The 17,721-nt window shown below is 64.2% G+C and carries 15 protein-coding genes; all 15 read right to left on the bottom strand.

Annotated elements, in window-relative coordinates; all coding sequences use genetic code 11:
* Positions 1 to 908 precede the first annotated feature (908 nt).
* On the bottom strand, positions 909 to 1,160 hold the full coding sequence (locus MMG94_RS12425; RefSeq protein WP_016919735.1) for a DUF2274 domain-containing protein: 252 nt from the start codon (positions 1,158 to 1,160) through the stop codon (positions 909 to 911).
* On the bottom strand, positions 1,157 to 2,371 hold the full coding sequence (locus MMG94_RS12430; RefSeq protein WP_016919734.1) for a TraB/TrbI/VirB10 family type IV secretion system protein: 1,215 nt from the start codon (positions 2,369 to 2,371) through the stop codon (positions 1,157 to 1,159). Before MMG94_RS12430 ends, MMG94_RS12425 begins: the two co-directional genes overlap by 4 nt.
* A complete protein-coding gene (gene trbG / locus MMG94_RS12435; RefSeq protein WP_026016211.1) occupies positions 2,368 to 3,363 on the bottom strand; it encodes a P-type conjugative transfer protein TrbG in 996 nt (331 codons plus the stop codon). The genes MMG94_RS12430 and trbG overlap by 4 nt, the downstream gene beginning before the upstream one ends.
* Positions 3,360 to 4,043: a conjugal transfer protein TrbF gene (gene trbF / locus MMG94_RS12440; protein WP_016919732.1), complete on the bottom strand. Its 684-nt coding sequence runs from the start codon at positions 4,041 to 4,043 to the stop codon at positions 3,360 to 3,362. Before trbF ends, trbG begins: the two co-directional genes overlap by 4 nt.
* The gene (trbL, locus tag MMG94_RS12445; RefSeq protein WP_016919731.1) at positions 4,043 to 5,296 is read right to left on the bottom strand and encodes a P-type conjugative transfer protein TrbL; all 1,254 of its coding nucleotides are present in this window, start codon (positions 5,294 to 5,296) and stop codon (positions 4,043 to 4,045) included. Before trbL ends, trbF begins: the two co-directional genes overlap by 1 nt.
* A gap of 4 nt (positions 5,297 to 5,300) precedes the next feature.
* Positions 5,301 to 5,681, bottom strand: a complete 381-nt coding sequence (gene trbK-alt / locus MMG94_RS12450; RefSeq protein WP_016919730.1) for a putative entry exclusion protein TrbK-alt — start codon at positions 5,679 to 5,681, stop codon at positions 5,301 to 5,303.
* Positions 5,682 to 5,695: 14 nt separating this feature from the next.
* A complete protein-coding gene (trbJ, locus tag MMG94_RS12455) occupies positions 5,696 to 6,430 on the bottom strand; it encodes a P-type conjugative transfer protein TrbJ (protein ID WP_016919729.1) in 735 nt (244 codons plus the stop codon).
* Positions 6,427 to 8,862 (bottom strand): conjugal transfer protein TrbE, encoded by a 2,436-nt coding sequence (gene trbE / locus MMG94_RS12460; protein ID WP_016919728.1) that lies wholly within the window; start codon positions 8,860 to 8,862, stop codon positions 6,427 to 6,429. The genes trbJ and trbE overlap by 4 nt, the downstream gene beginning before the upstream one ends.
* 12 nt (positions 8,863 to 8,874) lie before the next feature.
* Positions 8,875 to 9,159, bottom strand: coding sequence for a VirB3 family type IV secretion system protein (locus MMG94_RS12465; RefSeq protein WP_016919727.1), 285 nt, complete (start codon positions 9,157 to 9,159; stop codon positions 8,875 to 8,877).
* Positions 9,159 to 9,497, bottom strand: coding sequence for a TrbC/VirB2 family type IV secretion system protein (locus MMG94_RS12470; RefSeq protein ID WP_016919726.1), 339 nt, complete (start codon positions 9,495 to 9,497; stop codon positions 9,159 to 9,161). The genes MMG94_RS12465 and MMG94_RS12470 overlap by 1 nt, the downstream gene beginning before the upstream one ends.
* Positions 9,490 to 10,428 carry a P-type conjugative transfer ATPase TrbB gene (gene trbB, locus MMG94_RS12475; protein ID WP_016919725.1) on the bottom strand — a complete coding sequence of 313 codons (939 nt, stop codon included), beginning with the start codon at positions 10,426 to 10,428 and terminating at the stop codon, positions 9,490 to 9,492. The genes MMG94_RS12470 and trbB overlap by 8 nt, the downstream gene beginning before the upstream one ends.
* Positions 10,429 to 10,828: 400 nt before the next feature.
* A complete protein-coding gene (locus MMG94_RS12480; RefSeq protein WP_162129674.1) occupies positions 10,829 to 13,138 on the bottom strand; it encodes a pentapeptide repeat-containing protein in 2,310 nt (769 codons plus the stop codon).
* Between the two features lie 215 nt (positions 13,139 to 13,353).
* Positions 13,354 to 13,788, bottom strand: a complete 435-nt coding sequence (locus tag MMG94_RS12485; protein WP_016919723.1) for a ribbon-helix-helix protein, CopG family — start codon at positions 13,786 to 13,788, stop codon at positions 13,354 to 13,356.
* Between the two features lie 9 nt (positions 13,789 to 13,797).
* Positions 13,798 to 15,792, bottom strand: a complete 1,995-nt coding sequence (locus tag MMG94_RS12490) for a conjugal transfer protein TraG (protein ID WP_016919722.1) — start codon at positions 15,790 to 15,792, stop codon at positions 13,798 to 13,800.
* Between the two features lie 155 nt (positions 15,793 to 15,947).
* Positions 15,948 to 17,687 carry a relaxase/mobilization nuclease domain-containing protein gene (locus MMG94_RS12495; RefSeq protein WP_016919721.1) on the bottom strand — a complete coding sequence of 580 codons (1,740 nt, stop codon included), beginning with the start codon at positions 17,685 to 17,687 and terminating at the stop codon, positions 15,948 to 15,950.
* Between the last annotated feature and the right edge of the window lie 34 nt (positions 17,688 to 17,721).

Consider the following 17,721-nt stretch of genomic DNA (forward strand, 5'->3'; position numbering starts at 1 on the left):
AGGAGCCGGCAGCAGTCACGAAATTATACGAAAGCCGCAATCGATCTGGCGGCGCTCTACTAGCAGCCCCAAACCCAACCGACGCCCGGATCCCACCGCCAGCACGAATTGCCGCCGTATCCGCCGCCATAGCCGTAGCCACCATAACCATAGCCCGAAGCGCCTGCGATTCCTGCGCCCAGGAGACCTGCCGCGGCGCCCGCTGCGCCAACCGCTGCGCCCGGAACGCCGTAGCCGTAGCGATAGCCGCGATGGTAGTGTCTACCGTAGCCGCGTCGATAGCCGCGGTAGTGAGCCTTTTCAATCGACGTATTGAGCCCCGTGCTCGCTGGGGCGGCAACGCTCATGGGGCCGGCAAAAGCATCTGTCGGGAGGACCGCCAGTACGGTAACGGCGCACAGCCCAGCGGCAAGAGCGGATGTCACATTCGTTCGCATTCCGAACCTCTCTTAGAAGACTGGATTTACTCCCCGCACGTCGCGGCCGTGTTGTCCGCTGCGACTGAGTTCCAATCAGAGTATTTGTTCGGAAACGTGAAGGCGTCGAGGATCGGAAACTACGCAGGCCGAATTCAATGACGGAAGACCGACGGGCCAATCAGTAGCTTCGCATGCGCTCGCAAATGTCGGCACGGCGCTAGGGTCTTCCGAGTTCGCGGCGTTCAACCGTCTGCGACAACTGTGTCGAGGTGCATTCGAGTTGTTCGAACGAGGAGCGTGGCCGTCTGCCCTCTTGCAATCAAGCAAAGCACATATTGTCTGAAATGCATCGATCGATCCCGCTCCGCAACCCGGCGGGCGTACAGCCGGATGGCGCCGGCTGAGGAGTTTGGTTAAGGCTTATCCGGCAGGGTCTCGGATGCGCCTAGAAGCGTTCCTTCACGAAGCATGCAGACTATCTTTGATGATTCATTGAGGCTCACGCTCGAATTTCTGGGTCAGGTTCTTGTCTTTGGGCTGCGCTCGTCTGAATCCACGATCGCTTTGCATGAATCGCTCCAGCATCGGAGAAATGAGTTTCGCCGGCTCGACAGGCTTTCCGGACTCGCGCGCAAGGATCTCGGCGTATGCGACGAGGCTCCTATGGAGGGTGGCAGACAAGATCACGGTGACCTTCACCGGTTTTTCATCTTCGATGACAGACAGTTTGAGCTTGGTCATCTGTGACCTCTTTGGGCGTCAACTTCAGCGCGCTCGCGATAGGGTGTGAAGTCCAGATCGCGCGTGACGATCACCCGCAACGGAAACCCTGGCCGGATGGTGAGCGTCGGCTGAATATTGAGATTGCGCCCGACGATCTGCTGTCCCGTCTGATTGAGACTTTGCGCGCCGCCGCGGCGCAACGCCTGGATGAGGGCGTTTTCTTCGCCGGTTGTGCCAAGCTGCGTCCCGACGCCGAGGATGGTCGAAAGCGCGGCGGCGCCGGCAAGACGAAGCCAGTGATGGTCGACTTCGTCCTCGAGCCCGGAATAGCCAGCGGCGTCGGCGCCGGGCTGCCGCTCGAGAACGATGGAGCGCCCATCGGGGAGAATGAGACGATTCCAGACGAGGAGCACGCGCGATTGCCCGAAGGCGATCTGCGAGTCGTAGACGCCGACGAGCTTGGCGCCCTGCGGGATAAGGAGGAACCGCCCGGTCGGGCTGTCATAGACGTTCTCGGTGACTTGCGCGGTGATCTGGCCGGGAAGATCGGAGCGGATGCCGGTGACGAGCGCAGCGGGAATGACCGCGCCCGCCTGCAGGACATAGCGCGACGCAGGCGCGGCAAGACGATCGGGGCTGACAGTGCGCCGATCGGCGGGCGCGTTCACGAAAGCGAGCTTGCGATCCTGGATGTTCTGGACGTCGCTGGGATCGATTGGGGCCGGCTCGGTTGGAAGCGCCGATGCGTGGACGCTCGGATCAACCGTCGATCCTTGATCGCCCTCGGCAATACTCCACGGCCGCTCCCGCGCGCTGGTCGTAGCGAAGAGTTTGGCGGTGCGCGCCGCCTCGCGCTCCTGGCCGATGCGTTGTTGCTCGGGATCAGGGCCGGTCGACGGCAATTGTCCCTGGGCCGCGAGGATCGGCCGTCCGAGGTCGCCCGGGAGCGGCGGCCCGAGTTTTGGGACATTCTTCGGCAGGCCCGCATAATCGCGTGGCAAGGACGCGAGGCCGTCGGGCGTCGTCTTCGCGTCCGTATTGATGAGCTCCGGCGCGGGGCCGGAACGCGAGCGCCCCTGCAAGGCCCAGATGGTCAGGCCGAGAAGCGCGGCGGAGGAGACGCCCGCGAGCGCGATCAGAACGCGGCGCGAAAGGCGCGTGACCGCCGGTCGCTCGGGGTGAAGGCGTAACTCCTCGGCAAGCTTCTTCTCGTGCGCGGGCGCGCTCATATGGCGGACCTTCCGTCGCTGCGCACGATCCGAACGAGCCTCTGGTCGTCGGAACCGAAGCGCAGCTCCGCTGCGGCGAAGAGCCGGTCGACGATCATGTGATTGCCGCGCACGCGATAATTGACGAGCTGGCTGTCGCCCGAGGCGCCGGTGACGAAGAGCGGCGGCATCTCGCCCTGGGAGACGCCGCGCGGGAATTCGATATAGACCTTGCGTCCGTCGTCGAAGGCGCGCAGCGGCCGCCAGGGCGCGGCGTCGCCCTCGATCGCGTAGCGGAAATTGAGCCGGGCGAGATCGAGGCCGACGTCGACCGGCGCGGCGGCCTCGGCGGCGGCGTTCTGGCGGCGCAGCGCGATGAGCTCGTCCTGCGGATATTGCCAGGAGACCGAGGCCATGTAGGTCTTTTCGGTTGAGCGAAGTTCGAGATGATAGGTGCGCCGGTCGGTGTTGATGACGAGATTGGTCATCAGATCGGCGCGGGTGGGCTTGACCATGATGTGCGTCTTGCGGGCGTTCCCCGCGCGGCTTTCCGTATCGCCGATGATCCAGCGCACCGTGTCGCCTGCGGCGACGGGGCCGGAGCCGACGAGCTGCTCGCCATCCTGCAGGGCGATGTCAGTGATCTCGCCAGGGGCGGCATAGACCTGATAGAGCGCGCCCTCGGTGAAGGGATAGATTTGAACAGCGTTGATATAGCCGGCGCGGCGCGGCTCCATGCGCGCGGCGGCGTTGGCCTGTTCGATCCGCGCTTTCGGGTCGATGGGCTCGGGACGCTCGCCCTTGCCCCGCGCAAGGGATTTGAGCTGGCCGGGGAGCGGCAGAACCTTCGGGACTTCGACAATCTTGACCGGGCCAAGCGGATCGCTCTGCAGGTTCGCCGGGACGGGCAGATCGTCATAGGCGATCTCCGGCGGCTTGAAGCTCGAACAGGCGCCTAGCAAAGACGACGAGAGAGTGAGGCCTATAAAAGCCCGAAACGGGAATGGCGTCATTGGCCAAGCTCCTTCGACCAGTTGATCGCGTGAATGAAAAGACCGAGCGGGTTCTTGCGCAGGCGCTCGGCGTCGCGGGGCGGCTGAACGATGATGGTGAGAATGGCGGTCCAGCGTTCGGTGGAAGCGAGGCTGGCGTTCTCGTAGCGGCGCTCAGTCCAGGCGACGCGAAAGGAATCGTCGGAGGCGCGAATGACGCTGGCGACGTCGACGGCGATCTGGACCTGACCGACCTTGGCGAAGGGGTCGTTCGCGCGGGCGTAGTCGTTCAAGGCCAGCGCGCCCTTGTCGGTGACGAAGTCATAGGCCTTGAGCCAGTTCTGCCGCACGACGATGGGGTCGGCCGGGATCGAGCGGACATGTTCGACGAAGCGGGCGAGATGCCAGGCGATCTGCGGATCGGTTGGCCGATAATCGGCGACGGCGGGCGCGACGGCTTGCGCTTCGCCGAATTTATCGATCTGCACGACCCAGGGAACGACCGAACCGCGCGCATTCTGCCAGACAAGGGCGACGGCGAGACCGCCTGCGAGGAAGAGATTGCCGAAGGCGATCAGCCGCCAGTTCTTGGCCTGCACGCGGGCGGAGCCGATGCGCTCGTCCCAGACCTGCGCGGCTTTCTGGTAGGGCGTTTCGGGTTCGGGCGTGCGCCCGTAGCGCACGGAGCTTCGTTTGAACATCAGCGGGCCTCGGACAAATTGACGGAGGCGCCGCCGCCATGGGCGTCGCCGGAGCGCAGGGCGTGGGCGGCGATCGAGACGCCGTGCGAGACGGATTGAGAGCGCTTGAGGCGCTTCGCCCAGGCGGGTTCGCCGGAGGCAACTTGAGAGGCTCCAGCGTCTGAAGCGACGCCACCGTCAGGCGGAGGGGCCGACGCGGCGCCGGCCGAAGCGAGTGGCCGCGCAGCCGAACCTCCCGAGCCGCCGCCAAAACCGCCAGGCGGCGTGGAAGGCGGCGCGCCGCCGCCGGGCGGCTGCAGCCCCCGCGAGGGCGGCAATGTCGCCGCGGCCTGCGTTTCGCTCCTTCCGGCGAGCCCTGCGGCCGCCCCGCCCGCAAACCGTAGGGCGCCATAACCAGCGGCCCCCGCGCCGCCCGCGACAAGCCCGGTCCCCACGACCGCGCCCGCGCCAAGCTGCGGGCCTCCCGAGACAATTCCATTGGCGATGCCGGGGCCGAAGATTCCGAGGCCGAGAAGCGAGAGGGCGGCGAGCACCAGCGCCATGGCGTCATCGACGGTGGGCTGGCCTGAGAATCCTTGCGTGAATTGCGCAAAGAGCGTCGAGCCGATGCCGACGATGACCGCAAGCACCAGCACCTTCACGCCGGACGAGACGACATTGCCGAGAACGCGTTCGGCGAGAAAGGCCGTCTTGCCGAAGAGTCCGAAGGGAATGAGGACGAAACCGGCGAGCGTCGTCAGCTTGAATTCGATCAGCGTGACGAAGAGCTGGATCGCCAGAATGAAGAAGCTCAGGAGAACGATGAGCCAGGCGATGAGGAGAATGGCGATCTGGATGACGTTCTCGAAGAAGGAGACATAGCCCAAAAGCTGCGAGAGGGAATCGAGCAGCGGCCGGCCGGCGTCGATCCCGACCTGGGCGACGCGGCCGGGCCGCAGGAAGTCGGCGGCGGATAGCCCGGCGCCGGCGGCCTTGAGGCCGAGCCCTGAGAAGCTTTCAAAGACGATGCGGGCGAGATTGTTCCAATTGCCGATGAGATAAGCAAAGACGCCGACGAACAGGGTCTTCTTCACCAAGCGAGCGATGATGTCTTCGCCCTCGCCCATGCTCCAGAACAGCGCGGCGAGAGTGACGTCGATGACGACAAGGGTCGTCGCCAGAAACCCGACCTCGCCGCCGAGCAGGCCGAAGCCGGAGTCGATGTAGCGGGTGAAGGTCTCGAGGAAGCGATCGATGACGCCGGTTCCGCCCATGCGCTTACTCGCCCTTGCGCGCGGGCTTCGGCGACGCGCCGTCGGCGGGCGAGCGGTGCGACGGGAACATGTCGATCAGATGTTCGGCCGGCTCCGTCGTCGACTTTCGGCCCCCAAGAAAGCGCTTGCGCTCGTTTGCCCGGAGCGCCTTGCAGGCAGGATCGTCCGCCTCTTCGATGGGAAGCTGGGCGCAGCGCAAAAGCTCGGGATCGATGGCAGGCTCTCTCGATGGCGCGCCGCTTGGCAAGAGCGCCGCCGGTTTCGTTCGCGCCGCGACATCGGCGTCGCAGGCGGATTCGACGCCGATGAGCGCGATCGCGCCGATGACGATCCCAACGGCGACAAAGCCGATGTTTTCGGGCGCGAGCCATTCTCTCCAGTTCATGATGTGGCCCCCGCTCAATGAAACATCGCGACATTGCCGGGCTGATAGGCCTGGCCGGGCGTCACGAAGCGGCGCATCTGCTCGCGCGCCTGTTCCTGAGCTTCGGCGTTGCGTGCGAGTTCGAGGGATTGGGCGCGGCCTTGCGAGGCGAGGAGCGCGGTCACGTCGGCGAGTTGCTTGCTTTGCAACGCGAGAAGCTGATTGCCGGCCTGCGATGCCTGCAGGACGCCGAGCGCGGACTGGCTCGACGAGATGAGCGCGCCGGCCTCTGAGCGGGCCGTGTCGATGGATTGCACGATGCCGGCCTGAAGGCGCATCGCGTCCTGCAAGGCGGACAAAGAGTTTTGCCAGCGCTGCCTGGCGCCGTCGACAAGGCTCGCCGAACTCGCTGAGGCGTTGATGGGGCCATATTGCGTCGAGAAGGCCTGGTCGATCTGCTGCACGTCATAGGCGATGCGCTGAGCCTCGCGGAGCAGCTGTTGTGTTTGTGAGATAGACTGCTGGATTGTCTGCAGCGAGGAATAGGGAAGGTTCGCGAGGTTCCGTCCCTGATTGATCAGCATCCGCGCCTCGTTCTGGAGGCTCGTGATCTGATTGTTGATCTGCTGCAGCGTGTTTGCCGCGGTCAGGACGTTCTGGGCGTAATTGGTTGGGTCGAACACCATGAATTGCGCCGAGGCGGGCGCGTTGAGAAATGTAAGCGAAAAAGCGAAAGCGCTCGCGGCTGCGAGGCGACGAATGCTCGTCATGACGGTGTCTCCAGTTTGGTGGGGGTAGGCAGAAGATCGGCAGCCCAGTCGAGGCCACGTGCGGACAGCCAGGCACGGGCGAAGCCTTCGGGCCCGGCATCGGCGAAAATCTCGGCGATGAGCTTCTGGTGGGTCTTCGAGGAGGCTGCGCAAAGGGCGAGCGCCACGGGTCCGAGGCCCAATTCGAAGAGCCGATTGCCGCGCCGCGACTGGCAGTAATAGTCGCGCTTGGGCGTCGCGCGCGCGATTATCTCGATCTGCCGGTCGTTGAGACCGAAGCGGCGATAGATCGACAGGATCTGCGGTTCGATCGCGCGCTCGTTGGGCAGGAAAATCCGCGTCGGGCAGCTCTCGACGATCGCGGGCGCGATCGGGCTCGTCTCGATATCGGCGAGCGACTGGGTGGCGAAGACGACGGAGGCGTTCTTCTTCCTCAACGTCTTGAGCCATTCGCGCAATTGCGCGGCGAAGCCCGGATCGTCGAGGGCGAGCCAGCCTTCGTCGATGACGAGGAGCGCGGGCGCGCCATCGAGCCGGCCTTCGATGCGGTGGAAGAGGTAGGAGAGGACGGCGGGCGCGGCGGCGGAGCCGATCAGCCCCTCGGTCTCGAAACATTGGACGTCGGCGGCGCCGAGAAGCTCCGCGTCGGAATCGAGAAGCCGTCCATGCGGCCCGCCGAGGCAAAAAGGCTTGAGGGCGCGCTTGAGCGGATTGGACTGAAGGAGCACCGAGAGGCCGGTGAGAGTGCGCTCTTCAATCGGCGCGGAGGCGAGCGACGAGAGCGCCGACCAAAGATGCTCCTTCACCTCCGGCGTGACGGCGACATTCTCGCGGGAGAGGATGGAGGCGATCCATTCGGCGGCCCAGCCACGCTCCACGGGATCGTCGACCGCGGCGAGCGGCTGCAAGGCGACGGGATCGACCGTGTCGGCGGATAGCGCCCCGCCGAGATCGTGCCAGCTGCCGCCCATGGCGAGCGTCGCCGCACGCGCCGATCCCCCGAAATCGAAGACAAAGATTTGCGAGCGCGCGTAGCGGCGGAACTGCAGCGCCATCAAAGCGAGCAGCACGCTCTTGCCGGCGCCAGTCGGCCCGATGACGAGCGTATGCCCGACATCGCCGACATGGAGCGAGAAGCGGAAGGGAGTCGAGCCTTCGGTCCGGCCAAAGAAGAGCGGCGGCGCCTTAAGATGCGCGTCCGTCATCGGGCCGGACCAGACCGCCGAGAGCGGGATCATATGGGCGAGATTGATCGTCGAGATCGGCGGCTGACGGACATTGGCGTAGACATGACCCGGAAGCGAGCCGAGCCAGGCCTCGATGGCGTTGACCGTCTCGACCATCGACGTGAAGTCGCGGCCCTGTATGACCTTCTCGGCGAGGCGCAGCTTCTCGTCTGCGAGACGGGCATCCTCGTCCCAGACGGTGATCGTCGCCGTCACATAGGCTTCACCGATCAAATCGGAGCCTAAGTCCTGCAGCGCGGCGTCGGCGTCGAGCGCCTTGTTGTGGGCGTCGGTGTCGAGAAGGACGGACGACTCATTGGTCATCACCTCCTTCAGGATCACCAGGATGGATTTTCGCTTGGCGAACCATTGCCGGCGGATGCGGGTGACGATTTTGGTGGCGTCGGTCTTGTCGAGGGTGATCGCCCTTGTCGACCAGCGATAGGGGAAGGCGAGGCGGTTGAGCTCGTCGAGGATTCCGGGATGGGTCGCCGACGGAAAGCCCATGACGGTGAGGATGCGCAGATGCTTGCCTCCGAGCCGGGGCTCGAGGCCGCCGGTCAGCGGCTCGTCGGCGAGAATCGCGTCGAGATGCATGGGCGTATCGGGAACGCGGACCTTGTGGCGTTTGGTCGAGACGCAGGAGTGGAGATAGGTCAGCGTCTCGCTGTCCGAGAGCCATTCGGCCTCCGGCGCGAAGCCGTCGATCAGCTGCAGCAGCCGGTCTGTCCTGTCGATGAAGCCCAAGATAACGGCGCCCGGCGCGCCTTCGGCAGAGCGGCCCTCATAGAGCCAGCTCTCGGCGCTCGCCGCCTCGTCTTCGGGCGGCAGATAGACGAGCGTGAGAAAATGACCGCTCTCGAAATGCGCCCCTTCCTCTTCGAATTGGGCGCGGCGCTCTTCGTCGATGAGCGCTGACACCGGATCGGGAAAGGAACTCGCCGGATAATCCTGCGCCGGATTGCGCTGCGCCTCGAAGAAGATTGCCCAGCCGGACCCCAGGCGCCGCAGGGCATTGTTGAGCCGCGCCGTGACGCCGACGAGTTCGGCTTGGGTGGCGCTTTCGAGATCGGGACCGCGAAAGCGCGCGGTGCGCTGCAACGAGCCGTCCTTATTGAGGACGACGCCGGGCGCGATGAGCGCCGCCCAGGGCAGGAAGTCGGCAAGGCTTTGCGGCTTCCTCCGATACTCGGCGAGGTTCAGCATGCTCGCTTCTCCTCACACCCCGAAATGCGTCGGGTAGCGCAGATGCCGACGGACGACTTCGACGAAGTCCGGATCGCGCTTGGCCGCCCAGACCGCCGCGAATTGCGCGACGACCCAGAAGGCGAGCCCGGCCAGCCAAAGCCGCAGACCGAGGCCGAGCGCCGCGGCGAGCGTGCCATTCAGGATGGCGATCGACCGCGGCGCGCCGCCAAGGAAGATCGGCTCGGTGAGCGCGCGGCGAACGGGAACGCGAAAGCCTGAGATGGGGCCTCCGACGGGAAAAGAGCCGTTCTCCATCAGATCAGCGCTCCGCCGCCGAAGGAAAAGAAGGACAAAAAGAAGCTAGAGGCGGCGAACGCGATCGAGAGGCCGAAGACGATCTGCACGAGCCGCCGGAAGCCACCCGAGGTGTCGCCGAAGGCGAGCGTAAGGCCCGTCGTGATGATGATGATCACCGCGATGATCTTGGCGACGGGCCCTTCGATCGATTGCAGGATCTGCTGGAGCGGCTGCTCCCAGGGCATGTTGGAGCCGGCGGCGAGGGCAGGCGTCGAAAGCGCGGCGGCCGAGATCAGGAAGGCAAGATCAAAACTAATGCGAGCGCGCAATCGATTGCGGATCGGAAACCTATTCATGGGTGTCTCCAAAGGTGACGGAGGTGAGGTCGGCGAGCCCGTAGTCGCCGTATGAATCGAGGCCCTGGACGGCGGCGAGCTCGATCAGCCGCCGCTCATTCCCGCGGCCAGCCAGAACCGCGATGATCTGGATGGTCTCCGCGATCAGCGCCCGCGGGACGGTGACAACGGCTTCCTGGATGAGCTGTTCGAGACGGCGGAGCGCCCCAAGCGCCGACCCAGCGTGAATGGTGCCGACGCCGCCCGGATGTCCCGTGCCCCAGGCTTTGAGCAAATCGAGCGCTTCGGCGCCGCGCACTTCGCCGATGGGGATGCGATCGGGTCGAAGTCGGAGCGACGAACGAACCAAATCCGAGAGGGAGGCGACGCCGTCTTTCGTGCGCAGCGAGACAAGATTCGGCGCGGCGCATTGCAGTTCGCGCGTGTCTTCGATCAGCACGATGCGGTCGGAGCTCTTGGCGATCTCGGCGAGCAGGGCGTTGGCGAGCGTCGTCTTGCCGGTGGATGTGCCGCCGGCGACGAGGATATTTTTGCGCTCAGCAGCGGCGGCGCGGAGGATAACCGCCTGATCTCTCGTCAGGACGCCGGTTGCGACGTAATCGTCGAGCGAGAACACCGCGACGGCTGGCTTGCGGATCGCGAAGGCCGGCGCATAAACGACCGGCGGCAGGACCCCTTCGAAACGCTCGCCTGTTTCCGGCAACTCCGCCGAGACGCGTGGCGCTCCGGCATGCACTTCGGCACCGACATGATGCGCGACGAGCCTGATGATCCGTTCGCCATCCTCAGCCGACAGTCGCGCGCCAGTATCCTCGAGCCCGGTCGTCAAGCGATCGAGCCAGAGCCGTCCGTCGGGATTGAGCATGATCTCGACGACGCTTGCATCGTCGAGCCATCCTGCGATCTCTGCGCCGAGCGCTGTGCGCAACATGCGGGCGCCGCGGGAGAGCGCTACAGCGTTGTCGTTTTGAGAGCGCACGTCCGTCCCCGGTTTTCGCAGAACCGCGAGATGGCGGTTCGAAGCCGGGATCGATTAAGAAATGCCGGAAGGGAGGGAATGCAACAAGGGACTCAAGGGCGTAGGGCTGTGGCGTGCAATGACAGGGAAAAAGATTGGAACTTAGGCTCTGACTAAGCGTCTTGCGCGAATGTGTTCCGCCGCTCGCGCAACAACTGGATTCGGGAACCATTTCGGACGCATCCAGCGGATGCCTGCTGGTCTGCAACCGTTTAGGTCTTGGCTGAAGGCCTGAGGAATGAACGTGCTCGAGACGAAGGAGCCAGGATAGCGTGTGGATTACAGGAAAGCAGAGGGCTTAGGCGCTGGCGTTTCAACGGCCCGGCGAGAGCTGTCGCGAGATCGTAGCTTCGTTTATCGAGCGAGGCGGCAGTGCGGGTGAGAACTTTTTCAGGGCCCTCGCTCTCATTTCATTCAGTCGCACCCGGTCGGTGTCGGTCAATTCCTTGGAGACCGAGCAGCTTTTTTTTCGAAGCATTTTTCTCCCGAGAATGTTGCCTATGAGCGCGGGCGCGTTGCTGCCGGTTGCGTCAAAGTTACCACCCGAAAGTAGTCCGCGCAAAATGTAGATAGCATTTTTGTCACCCTCGCAAATGAGCTTACGCACACGTTTTGAAGCGTCTTCTGCGTAAGTCGTATCGTCGACGGCGGCCCTTTCGAGCCGAATGCGCCAAGCGGTGACCCTCTCTGGGGGAGATGCGCCCGAATCGCAGGAAGCGAGGGCTATTTTGTGCTCGTCGACGGCCGCCTTGCAGTCGAGACGGCTGATGCGTTTGAGTGCGGCGTCACGGGCTTCACCCTTCGGCAACTCCTCGATCTCCTTTCTCAAGTCGGCATAGGCGCTCGTTGTCCAAGGGGTTTCCTGAAAGTTTCTAAAAAATGATGGAGTCCAGTTTCCGCGGTCGAAGCGGATAGGCTTGGGTTCGTCGAACCTGGCCTCTCCAAAATCTGTACGCCATAGATACGCGCCCGAGAGCGATGCGCCCTGAAGTTTCGCTGACTCTAGCGACGCTCCCTGGAGTTGCGCAGACTCGAGTGACGCGCCCTGAAGTTCCGCTCGAACGAGAGATGCGCCCTTGAGCTCGGCATAGGCGAGCAGCGCTCCTTGTAAATGCACCTGGTTGAGGTCTGCGCCTGTAAGATATGTCCCAAGGAGTGATGCGCCACGGAGGTCCGCTATAGCGAGCGACGCACCTTCAAGCCTTGCAGCAGAAATGTTCGCGCCCTGAAGGTCCGTCGCGCTGAGATTTGCGCTTTGAAGATGCGCCAAATCGAGTGCCGCACCCTGCAGATGCGCCCCCCGGAGGTCGGCGTTCTGTAATTGAGCTGAACTGAGCGACGCTCCCTCAAGATGAGTCAGCATAAGTTTCGCCTTGACGAGACCTGCTTCGTTGAACCCCGCGCCCTTGAGCTGCGCGAGGCGCAGATCGATGTTGTCAAGACGCGCAAATCGAAGATCGGCCTGCTCGAGCCGGCGCTTAGACAGGTCAAAGGTATAGGGCTTCCATTTAAAATCGTCGGGACCCTTGGCGCCCAGGCCCGCGTAAATGTCGAATCGCTGCAGGCTCAGCCGGTTCATCGGCCAGCCGCCAAAGAGCGCTGGCGTCTCCGCTCCTTGCCCGTTGTCCGCGAGTGCGTCGAACTTGCCAAACACAATTTCAGTCCCCGGAAGAACCCAGGGTCTTACCAGCAGCATGAAATTGCATAGTGCCGTTTGCCTCTCGCCCGGTGATTTGCTCCCATCGCTTGGCTCTTCCTGTGCGGTCGGCTCTTCTTCCCACTCGCCTGGAAATGTCGCGACAAAAACCGAAAAGAAAACCGTCGCGGCCGTCAGCGGGACAGCAACGGCGTATCGCGCGAACCACAGAAATCTATCCCGGGCCCGACAAAGCGTGTTCTCCACCTTCGGGCCGCCGGCATCGCGGCCAGCGATAATGAGCTTCCATAGCCACCAGATTAAGACGAGATCGAGCATGAGAACGCACCGATGCCACAAGGTGACAAGGGGCGCGTGATAAGGCAGGAATTGCAGTTGTAGCAGCAATTGCAAGAGAACCGGCCCCGCCACTAGCGTCGCCCAAGCAATGATCCAGAGCAGCAAACTGAAGCCGCCCTTCCGGATGTCGGAGGGGCCGACGAGAAACTGCGCGAAAATGTTAATCGGCAATTGCCGCCGAAGTGCATCACGGATGGCGTGATCTGCGGGCGTGTCACCGGGGACTTTAAGTCTTAACAGATCTGCGAACGCCTTGGCCTTGCCCGCAAGCATGGCGAAATGCGCCATGACATAGCCGTGTACGATGACAAACAGAGCCGGCGCGAGCAAGAAAAAGGCTTTAAGCGGCAGCTTGATGTTGAGGAAGGGCAGCTCGACCGGGGTTTCGAGCAGCAATTCCTTATGCGTCACCGCACCGGCGGCTATGGCGATGTAAAATAAAAGAAAGATGTAGGAGAGCCAGAGCGGCGCGCCGATCGCGGCTGCTTCCGAGACGGATTTTAGCGCGGCGTCGAGATCGTCGGCCTTCTTGGCGATGGCGGCGATTTGTTCATCCGCCGGGGAAGTCCCTTCTGTGAAAGCCCTCGCCCGGCTCAATCGCGCCTTTCGCAATTCTTCCGAAATCATGACGCCCATCCGCTACGGGTGCATCCTGCCTCAGGCGAGGCAGTGCGGCAAGCGTGCACGTCCTTCTGGCAACTTGCTGACGGCGAGGACGACAGCGGCTCCGGCGAACTAATTGATTGAAAAAAGATGATCTGAGAGCGTCTTAGCGTCGGGTTCCAGCGAGCCCTAGCTGAGCCGCTTGGCATTCTTGGGGCGTCTATGTCCGGCGATCACGTTCATTCGCCTGGCTGGTCGCTCGCATCCGTCTGGATCTCCTCCAATACCTCCTTCGCCATTCGCTGCCCCTTAGTCAGCCTCCGCCCTAGCGCCTCGACGAAACTTTGATATCGCTCCCGCCCCTTGGCCTGCGCCGCCGCTTGCGTCCCTTCCGGCAAAGGCGGCGTAGCGGTAAGCCAAGCTCGAATGTAAAGCGCGAGGGCCTCGACCGAGAATTCGAGATCGCGCTCCATGCGGTCGACAGAGCGAGAAAGACGATCGAGCCGTCGCGTGAGGGCAGCCTCCCAGCGATCAGCGTCGTCCGCGGTCAAAAAGGAAATGATCGCCGCCTCGGCGATCGACGATTTCGGCGCGCGCTCCTTTGCGGCGAGATTTTCCAGCCGCGCCATCATGTCGGCGTCGAGATAGACCGAGAGGCGCTGCTTAACCGACATGCGGCCACCTCATAGAACGATGCCGTCCTCGGGATCGAGCGCCGCCTGGCGGGCGAGCGCGCGACCCTGACTGCGGAGGAGGCGGGCCTTGATCGCTTCTTCATCGTCCGGCTCGTCGGTGGCGAGAGCGTCGAGGGGCGCGGCGGGGGTTGGTTCGAGCGGCGCGACGTCCTCGTGCTCTGGAAGTTCTGGCTCGCGGCGGATGCCGCCATTTGCAGGATCTTCGTCGGATGCGGTTTCGCGCCTCGGCGGCGGCAAAGCTGACCAATCGTCCCTAATATCAGAGTCGGCGGAACTCAAAATCGATGATTCGTCGTCGACTATCGGGCGTTTCGGCGGCGGCATTATCCGCTCCTGCAGCCGGCGATCTTCATAGTAGCGCGCCTTCTTGGCGCGGATCGGCGGCAGGCCGGAGACGAGGATGATTTCGTCGGCAGTCGGCAGCTGCATGACCTCGCCCGGCGTCAGAAGCGCCCGCGCGGTTTCCTGTCGCGAGACCATCAAATGCCCGAGCCAGGGGCTCAACCGATGGCCAGCATAATTCTTCATCGCGCGCATTTCCGTCGCGGTGCCGAGAGCGTCGGAGACGCGCTTCGCCGTGCGTTCGTCATTGGTCGCGAAGGACACGCGGACATGGCAATTGTCTAGAATTGCGTTGTTGGGGCCATAGGCCTTCTCGATCTGATTGAGCGACTGGGCGATGAGGAAGCTCTTGAGACCGTAGCCGGCCATGAAGGCGAGGGCCGACTCGAAAAAGTCGAGCCTGCCCAGCGCCGGGAACTCGTCGAGCATCAGCAGCAGCCGATGGCGCCGCTGCTTGGCCTCCAGCTCTTCGGTCAGCCGCCGCCCGATCTGGTTGAGTACAATGCGCACCAGCGGCTTGGTCCGGGAGATGTCGGAGGGCGGCACCACGAGATAGAGCGTCGCCGGCTTCTCGGCCGTGACGAGGTCGGCGATGCGCCAGTCGCAGCGCCGTGTGACCCTCGCGACGACAGGGTCTCTGTAGAGGCCGAGGAAGGACATGGCGGTCGAGAGAACGCCGGAGCGCTCGTTCTCGGATTTGTTCAGGAGCTCGCGCGCGGTCGACGCCACCACGGGGTGCGGGCCAGCGTCGCCGAGGTGCCGAGTCGTCATCATGGCGCGCAGTGTCGTCTCGATTGGGCGCCTGGGATCGGACAGGAAGTTTGCGACGCCGGCGAGCGTCTTGTCGGCCTCGGCGTAGAGGACATGGAGAATTGCGCCGACGAGGAGCGAGTGGCTGGTCTTCTCCCAATGATTGCGCCGCTCGAGGGCGCCTTCGGGGTCGACGAGAATATCGGCGACATTCTGCACGTCTCGAACCTCGGCGGGGCCGCGCCGGACTTCGAGCAAAGGGTTATAGGCGGAGGAGGCGACGTTGGTGGGATCGAAGAGCAGCACACGGCCGAAGCGCGCCCGCCAGCCGGCCGTCAGGGACCAGTTCTCGCCCTTGATGTCATGGACGATGACGGAGCCCGGCCAGGTGAGCAGCGTCGGAACGACAAGGCCGACGCCCTTGCCAGAACGAGTCGGTGCAAAGCAGAGGACGTGTTCCGGGCCGTCATGGCGCAGATAGGAGTCCAGCAATCTTCCGAGCACCACGCCGTCAGGCCCGAGCAGCCCCGCCGCATCCACTTCTTCGATGGTGGCCCAACGCGCCGAGCCATAGGTGACGACGTTTTGCGCTTCCCGCGCCCGATGCACGGACATGGCGATGGCGGCGGCGATGGAGGCGAAGCCGCCCGAGGCGGCGATGACCGCGCCTTCGACAAAAATCTCCGGCGCATAAGCGTCGAAGTGATACCACCACCAGAAGAAGGCCGGGGGCGGATAGAGACGCCAGTCGGCGACCAACAACCAGGGCGGACCCAGCTCCGGCTGATGCGCCAGGCGCCACGCCGTCCATTGGGTCGCGCCCCATGTGGTCGCGAGCACGATGGCGCAGACGACGAGGATCTGACCCCAAAGGATGCGGGTGGCGGACATGTGAGCCAGCTTGCGGGGTCCTCGCTCGCGCCCGCAAGGCGAATTGATCAGGCGTCGCAGCGTGTCGCGCTACGGCGCGCAAATACCGGGAGAGATGTGACCTCAAGGACTGGAGCGCTCGGAAATCCAGGCAGCACGCCTCAACGTTCCTCCACCTAAAATCCGATTCCTTTCTTCCGTCCAAAGCTCCAATCCACGCCGCCCCCCGGCGTCATCGCGCCCGACACCTGCCGGCCGAGTTCCCTTTCCAGCGACGGGGACCACGGGACGAGGCTGAAGCCAAGTCCGTCGTCGATCATGGCGAAGCGGCCCGACGCGAGAGACACGCGCTGCCGATAGACGCCGGCGACGGTCTCGCCCTCGGCGGCGGCGTGCCGCGGAAGGCCGCTCTGCGCTGTCAGCCGGACGGATGCTTCATTCATCTCGCGCGACCGCAGCGTGTCGAGAAGATCGCGCGCGAAGACAAGGCGCTGGCCCTCGCGGGAGGCGAGCCCTTCGGCGACGAGATGGTCGGCGCGCCCTTTCATGGCGTCCCGGACGTCGCGGCCGAAGCCTGATTCCGAAATCGGCATCGGCTCCCTGGCGACGAGGCGTCGATCGAGCCACGTTGCGCCCGTCGCATTGATTTGCTCGTCGATCGAAAGGTCGGATCGAACGGCAAGGACGAGATGGGGCGTCCCGCAATCGCGGGGAGGAAGTCGCCTGACCTCGACGATGGCGCCGGGGGCGGCGTCGCTCGTGGCGTCGAGGTCCCTGAGCCGAACATGATGCGCGCGGCCATCGACGCCGTCGATAATCGCAAAGGCCGAGCCCTTGAGTTCGTCGTCGAGACCGCGCGAAATGAGGCGGCCGATAATTGGCTCGCTGCGCGCGTCGCTGTCCCAGACGAAGTCGGCGGTCGCCCGCTCGACGCCGCGCTCCCTGAGGCCGCGATGAATGCGCTTGATGATGTCGCCGCATTCGCCGAGCGCCCGCAGGACGCTCTCCGCGTCCTCGCCGATTATCCACTGGCCGGGGCCGAGCGGCGCGGCGAGGCCAAGCTTTTCGAGCTTGCGCGCGCGCGCGATCAGCGATGAGCGTTCGACATCGTGCTCCTGACCGGCGTTCGGCCGAAGGTCTATCAGCCCATCCTGTTTCCCTGCTTCCCGCACCAGCGCCTGATCGAGCGGCGTCCAGCGGTCGGCGTCGACCTGGCGTTCCAGAGCCCGACGAATCTCCTGCTCGCTGCGGGCCCCGAGCTCCAGGGTGACAAGCCGCTCGGCGCGGGCGCGAAGACCCCGGCTGATATAGTCGCGGCTGATGACGAGATCGCCGCCGTCATCGGCTTGGCCCCGCACCAGGACGTGAATGTGGGGATGCTCGGTGTTCCAGTGGTCGATGGCCGCCCAGTCGAGTGTGGTCCCGAGATCGCGCGCCATCTCTCCCATGAGATCACGGGTGAAGGCGCGTAGGTCGGAAAGCTCACCGGCATCGTCGGGTGAGACGATGAACCGAAAATGATGTCGGTCGCTCTGACAACGCCCCGCGAAGCCGCGCGGGTCTACCTCGTTTCCAGCGGCGTCAAACATTCGTCCGGGCGCGCTGTCGCGGGTGACGCCGTCGCGTTGCAGGTAGGAAAGATGCGCGGTGAGTGGAGCCGACTTCGGACCGTGTCGAACGACGCGCGCTTTGATCACAACGCCGCGGGAACGGGAGGTTAGACCGCGCAGCGCCGAGAGGCTCGCCGCCCGGCCGCGGCCAAAGCCGCTGCGCTCCTTTCCGCGCGCGCCCGAACGATGCAGGCCGCCGGCCTTCTGCGTCGCGGCCAGCACGCGCGACACGAAGCTCTTCGCTCTTCCCGGCTTCGTCGAGCGGATGCGGCCGGGCCGAACGCGAATGTCGTCGTCACGCGACATGGCTAAGCGCAGACGAGGTGGAAATTATCGTTTT

Origin of the sequence: Methylocystis parvus OBBP (assembly GCF_027571405.1) — a bacterium.
GTDB lineage: Bacteria > Pseudomonadota > Alphaproteobacteria > Rhizobiales > Beijerinckiaceae > Methylocystis > Methylocystis parva.

Excerpts from the sequence above, each read along its gene's own strand:
- trbL (WP_016919731.1), bottom strand. The coding sequence starts at position 5,296 with ATGGGCGGAACCGGCGTCATCGATCGCTTCCTCGAGACCTTCACCCGC.
- MMG94_RS12430 (WP_016919734.1), bottom strand. The coding sequence starts at position 2,371 with ATGAGCGCGCCCGCGCACGAGAAGAAGCTTGCCGAGGAGTTACGCCTT.
- MMG94_RS12425 (WP_016919735.1), bottom strand. The coding sequence starts at position 1,160 with ATGACCAAGCTCAAACTGTCTGTCATCGAAGATGAAAAACCGGTGAAG.
- MMG94_RS12495 (WP_016919721.1), bottom strand. The coding sequence starts at position 17,687 with ATGTCGCGTGACGACGACATTCGCGTTCGGCCCGGCCGCATCCGCTCG.
- trbE (WP_016919728.1), bottom strand. The coding sequence starts at position 8,862 with ATGCTGAACCTCGCCGAGTATCGGAGGAAGCCGCAAAGCCTTGCCGAC.
- trbG (WP_026016211.1), bottom strand. The coding sequence starts at position 3,363 with ATGACGCCATTCCCGTTTCGGGCTTTTATAGGCCTCACTCTCTCGTCG.
- MMG94_RS12470 (WP_016919726.1), bottom strand. The coding sequence starts at position 9,497 with ATGAATAGGTTTCCGATCCGCAATCGATTGCGCGCTCGCATTAGTTTT.
- trbJ (WP_016919729.1), bottom strand. The coding sequence starts at position 6,430 with ATGACGAGCATTCGTCGCCTCGCAGCCGCGAGCGCTTTCGCTTTTTCG.
- MMG94_RS12480 (WP_162129674.1), bottom strand. The coding sequence starts at position 13,138 with ATGATTTCGGAAGAATTGCGAAAGGCGCGATTGAGCCGGGCGAGGGCT.
- trbF (WP_016919732.1), bottom strand. The coding sequence starts at position 4,043 with ATGTTCAAACGAAGCTCCGTGCGCTACGGGCGCACGCCCGAACCCGAA.
- MMG94_RS12490 (WP_016919722.1), bottom strand. The coding sequence starts at position 15,792 with ATGTCCGCCACCCGCATCCTTTGGGGTCAGATCCTCGTCGTCTGCGCC.
- trbK-alt (WP_016919730.1), bottom strand. The coding sequence starts at position 5,681 with ATGAACTGGAGAGAATGGCTCGCGCCCGAAAACATCGGCTTTGTCGCC.
- MMG94_RS12465 (WP_016919727.1), bottom strand. The coding sequence starts at position 9,159 with ATGGAGAACGGCTCTTTTCCCGTCGGAGGCCCCATCTCAGGCTTTCGC.
- MMG94_RS12485 (WP_016919723.1), bottom strand. The coding sequence starts at position 13,788 with ATGTCGGTTAAGCAGCGCCTCTCGGTCTATCTCGACGCCGACATGATG.
- trbB (WP_016919725.1), bottom strand. The coding sequence starts at position 10,428 with ATGTTGCGCACAGCGCTCGGCGCAGAGATCGCAGGATGGCTCGACGAT.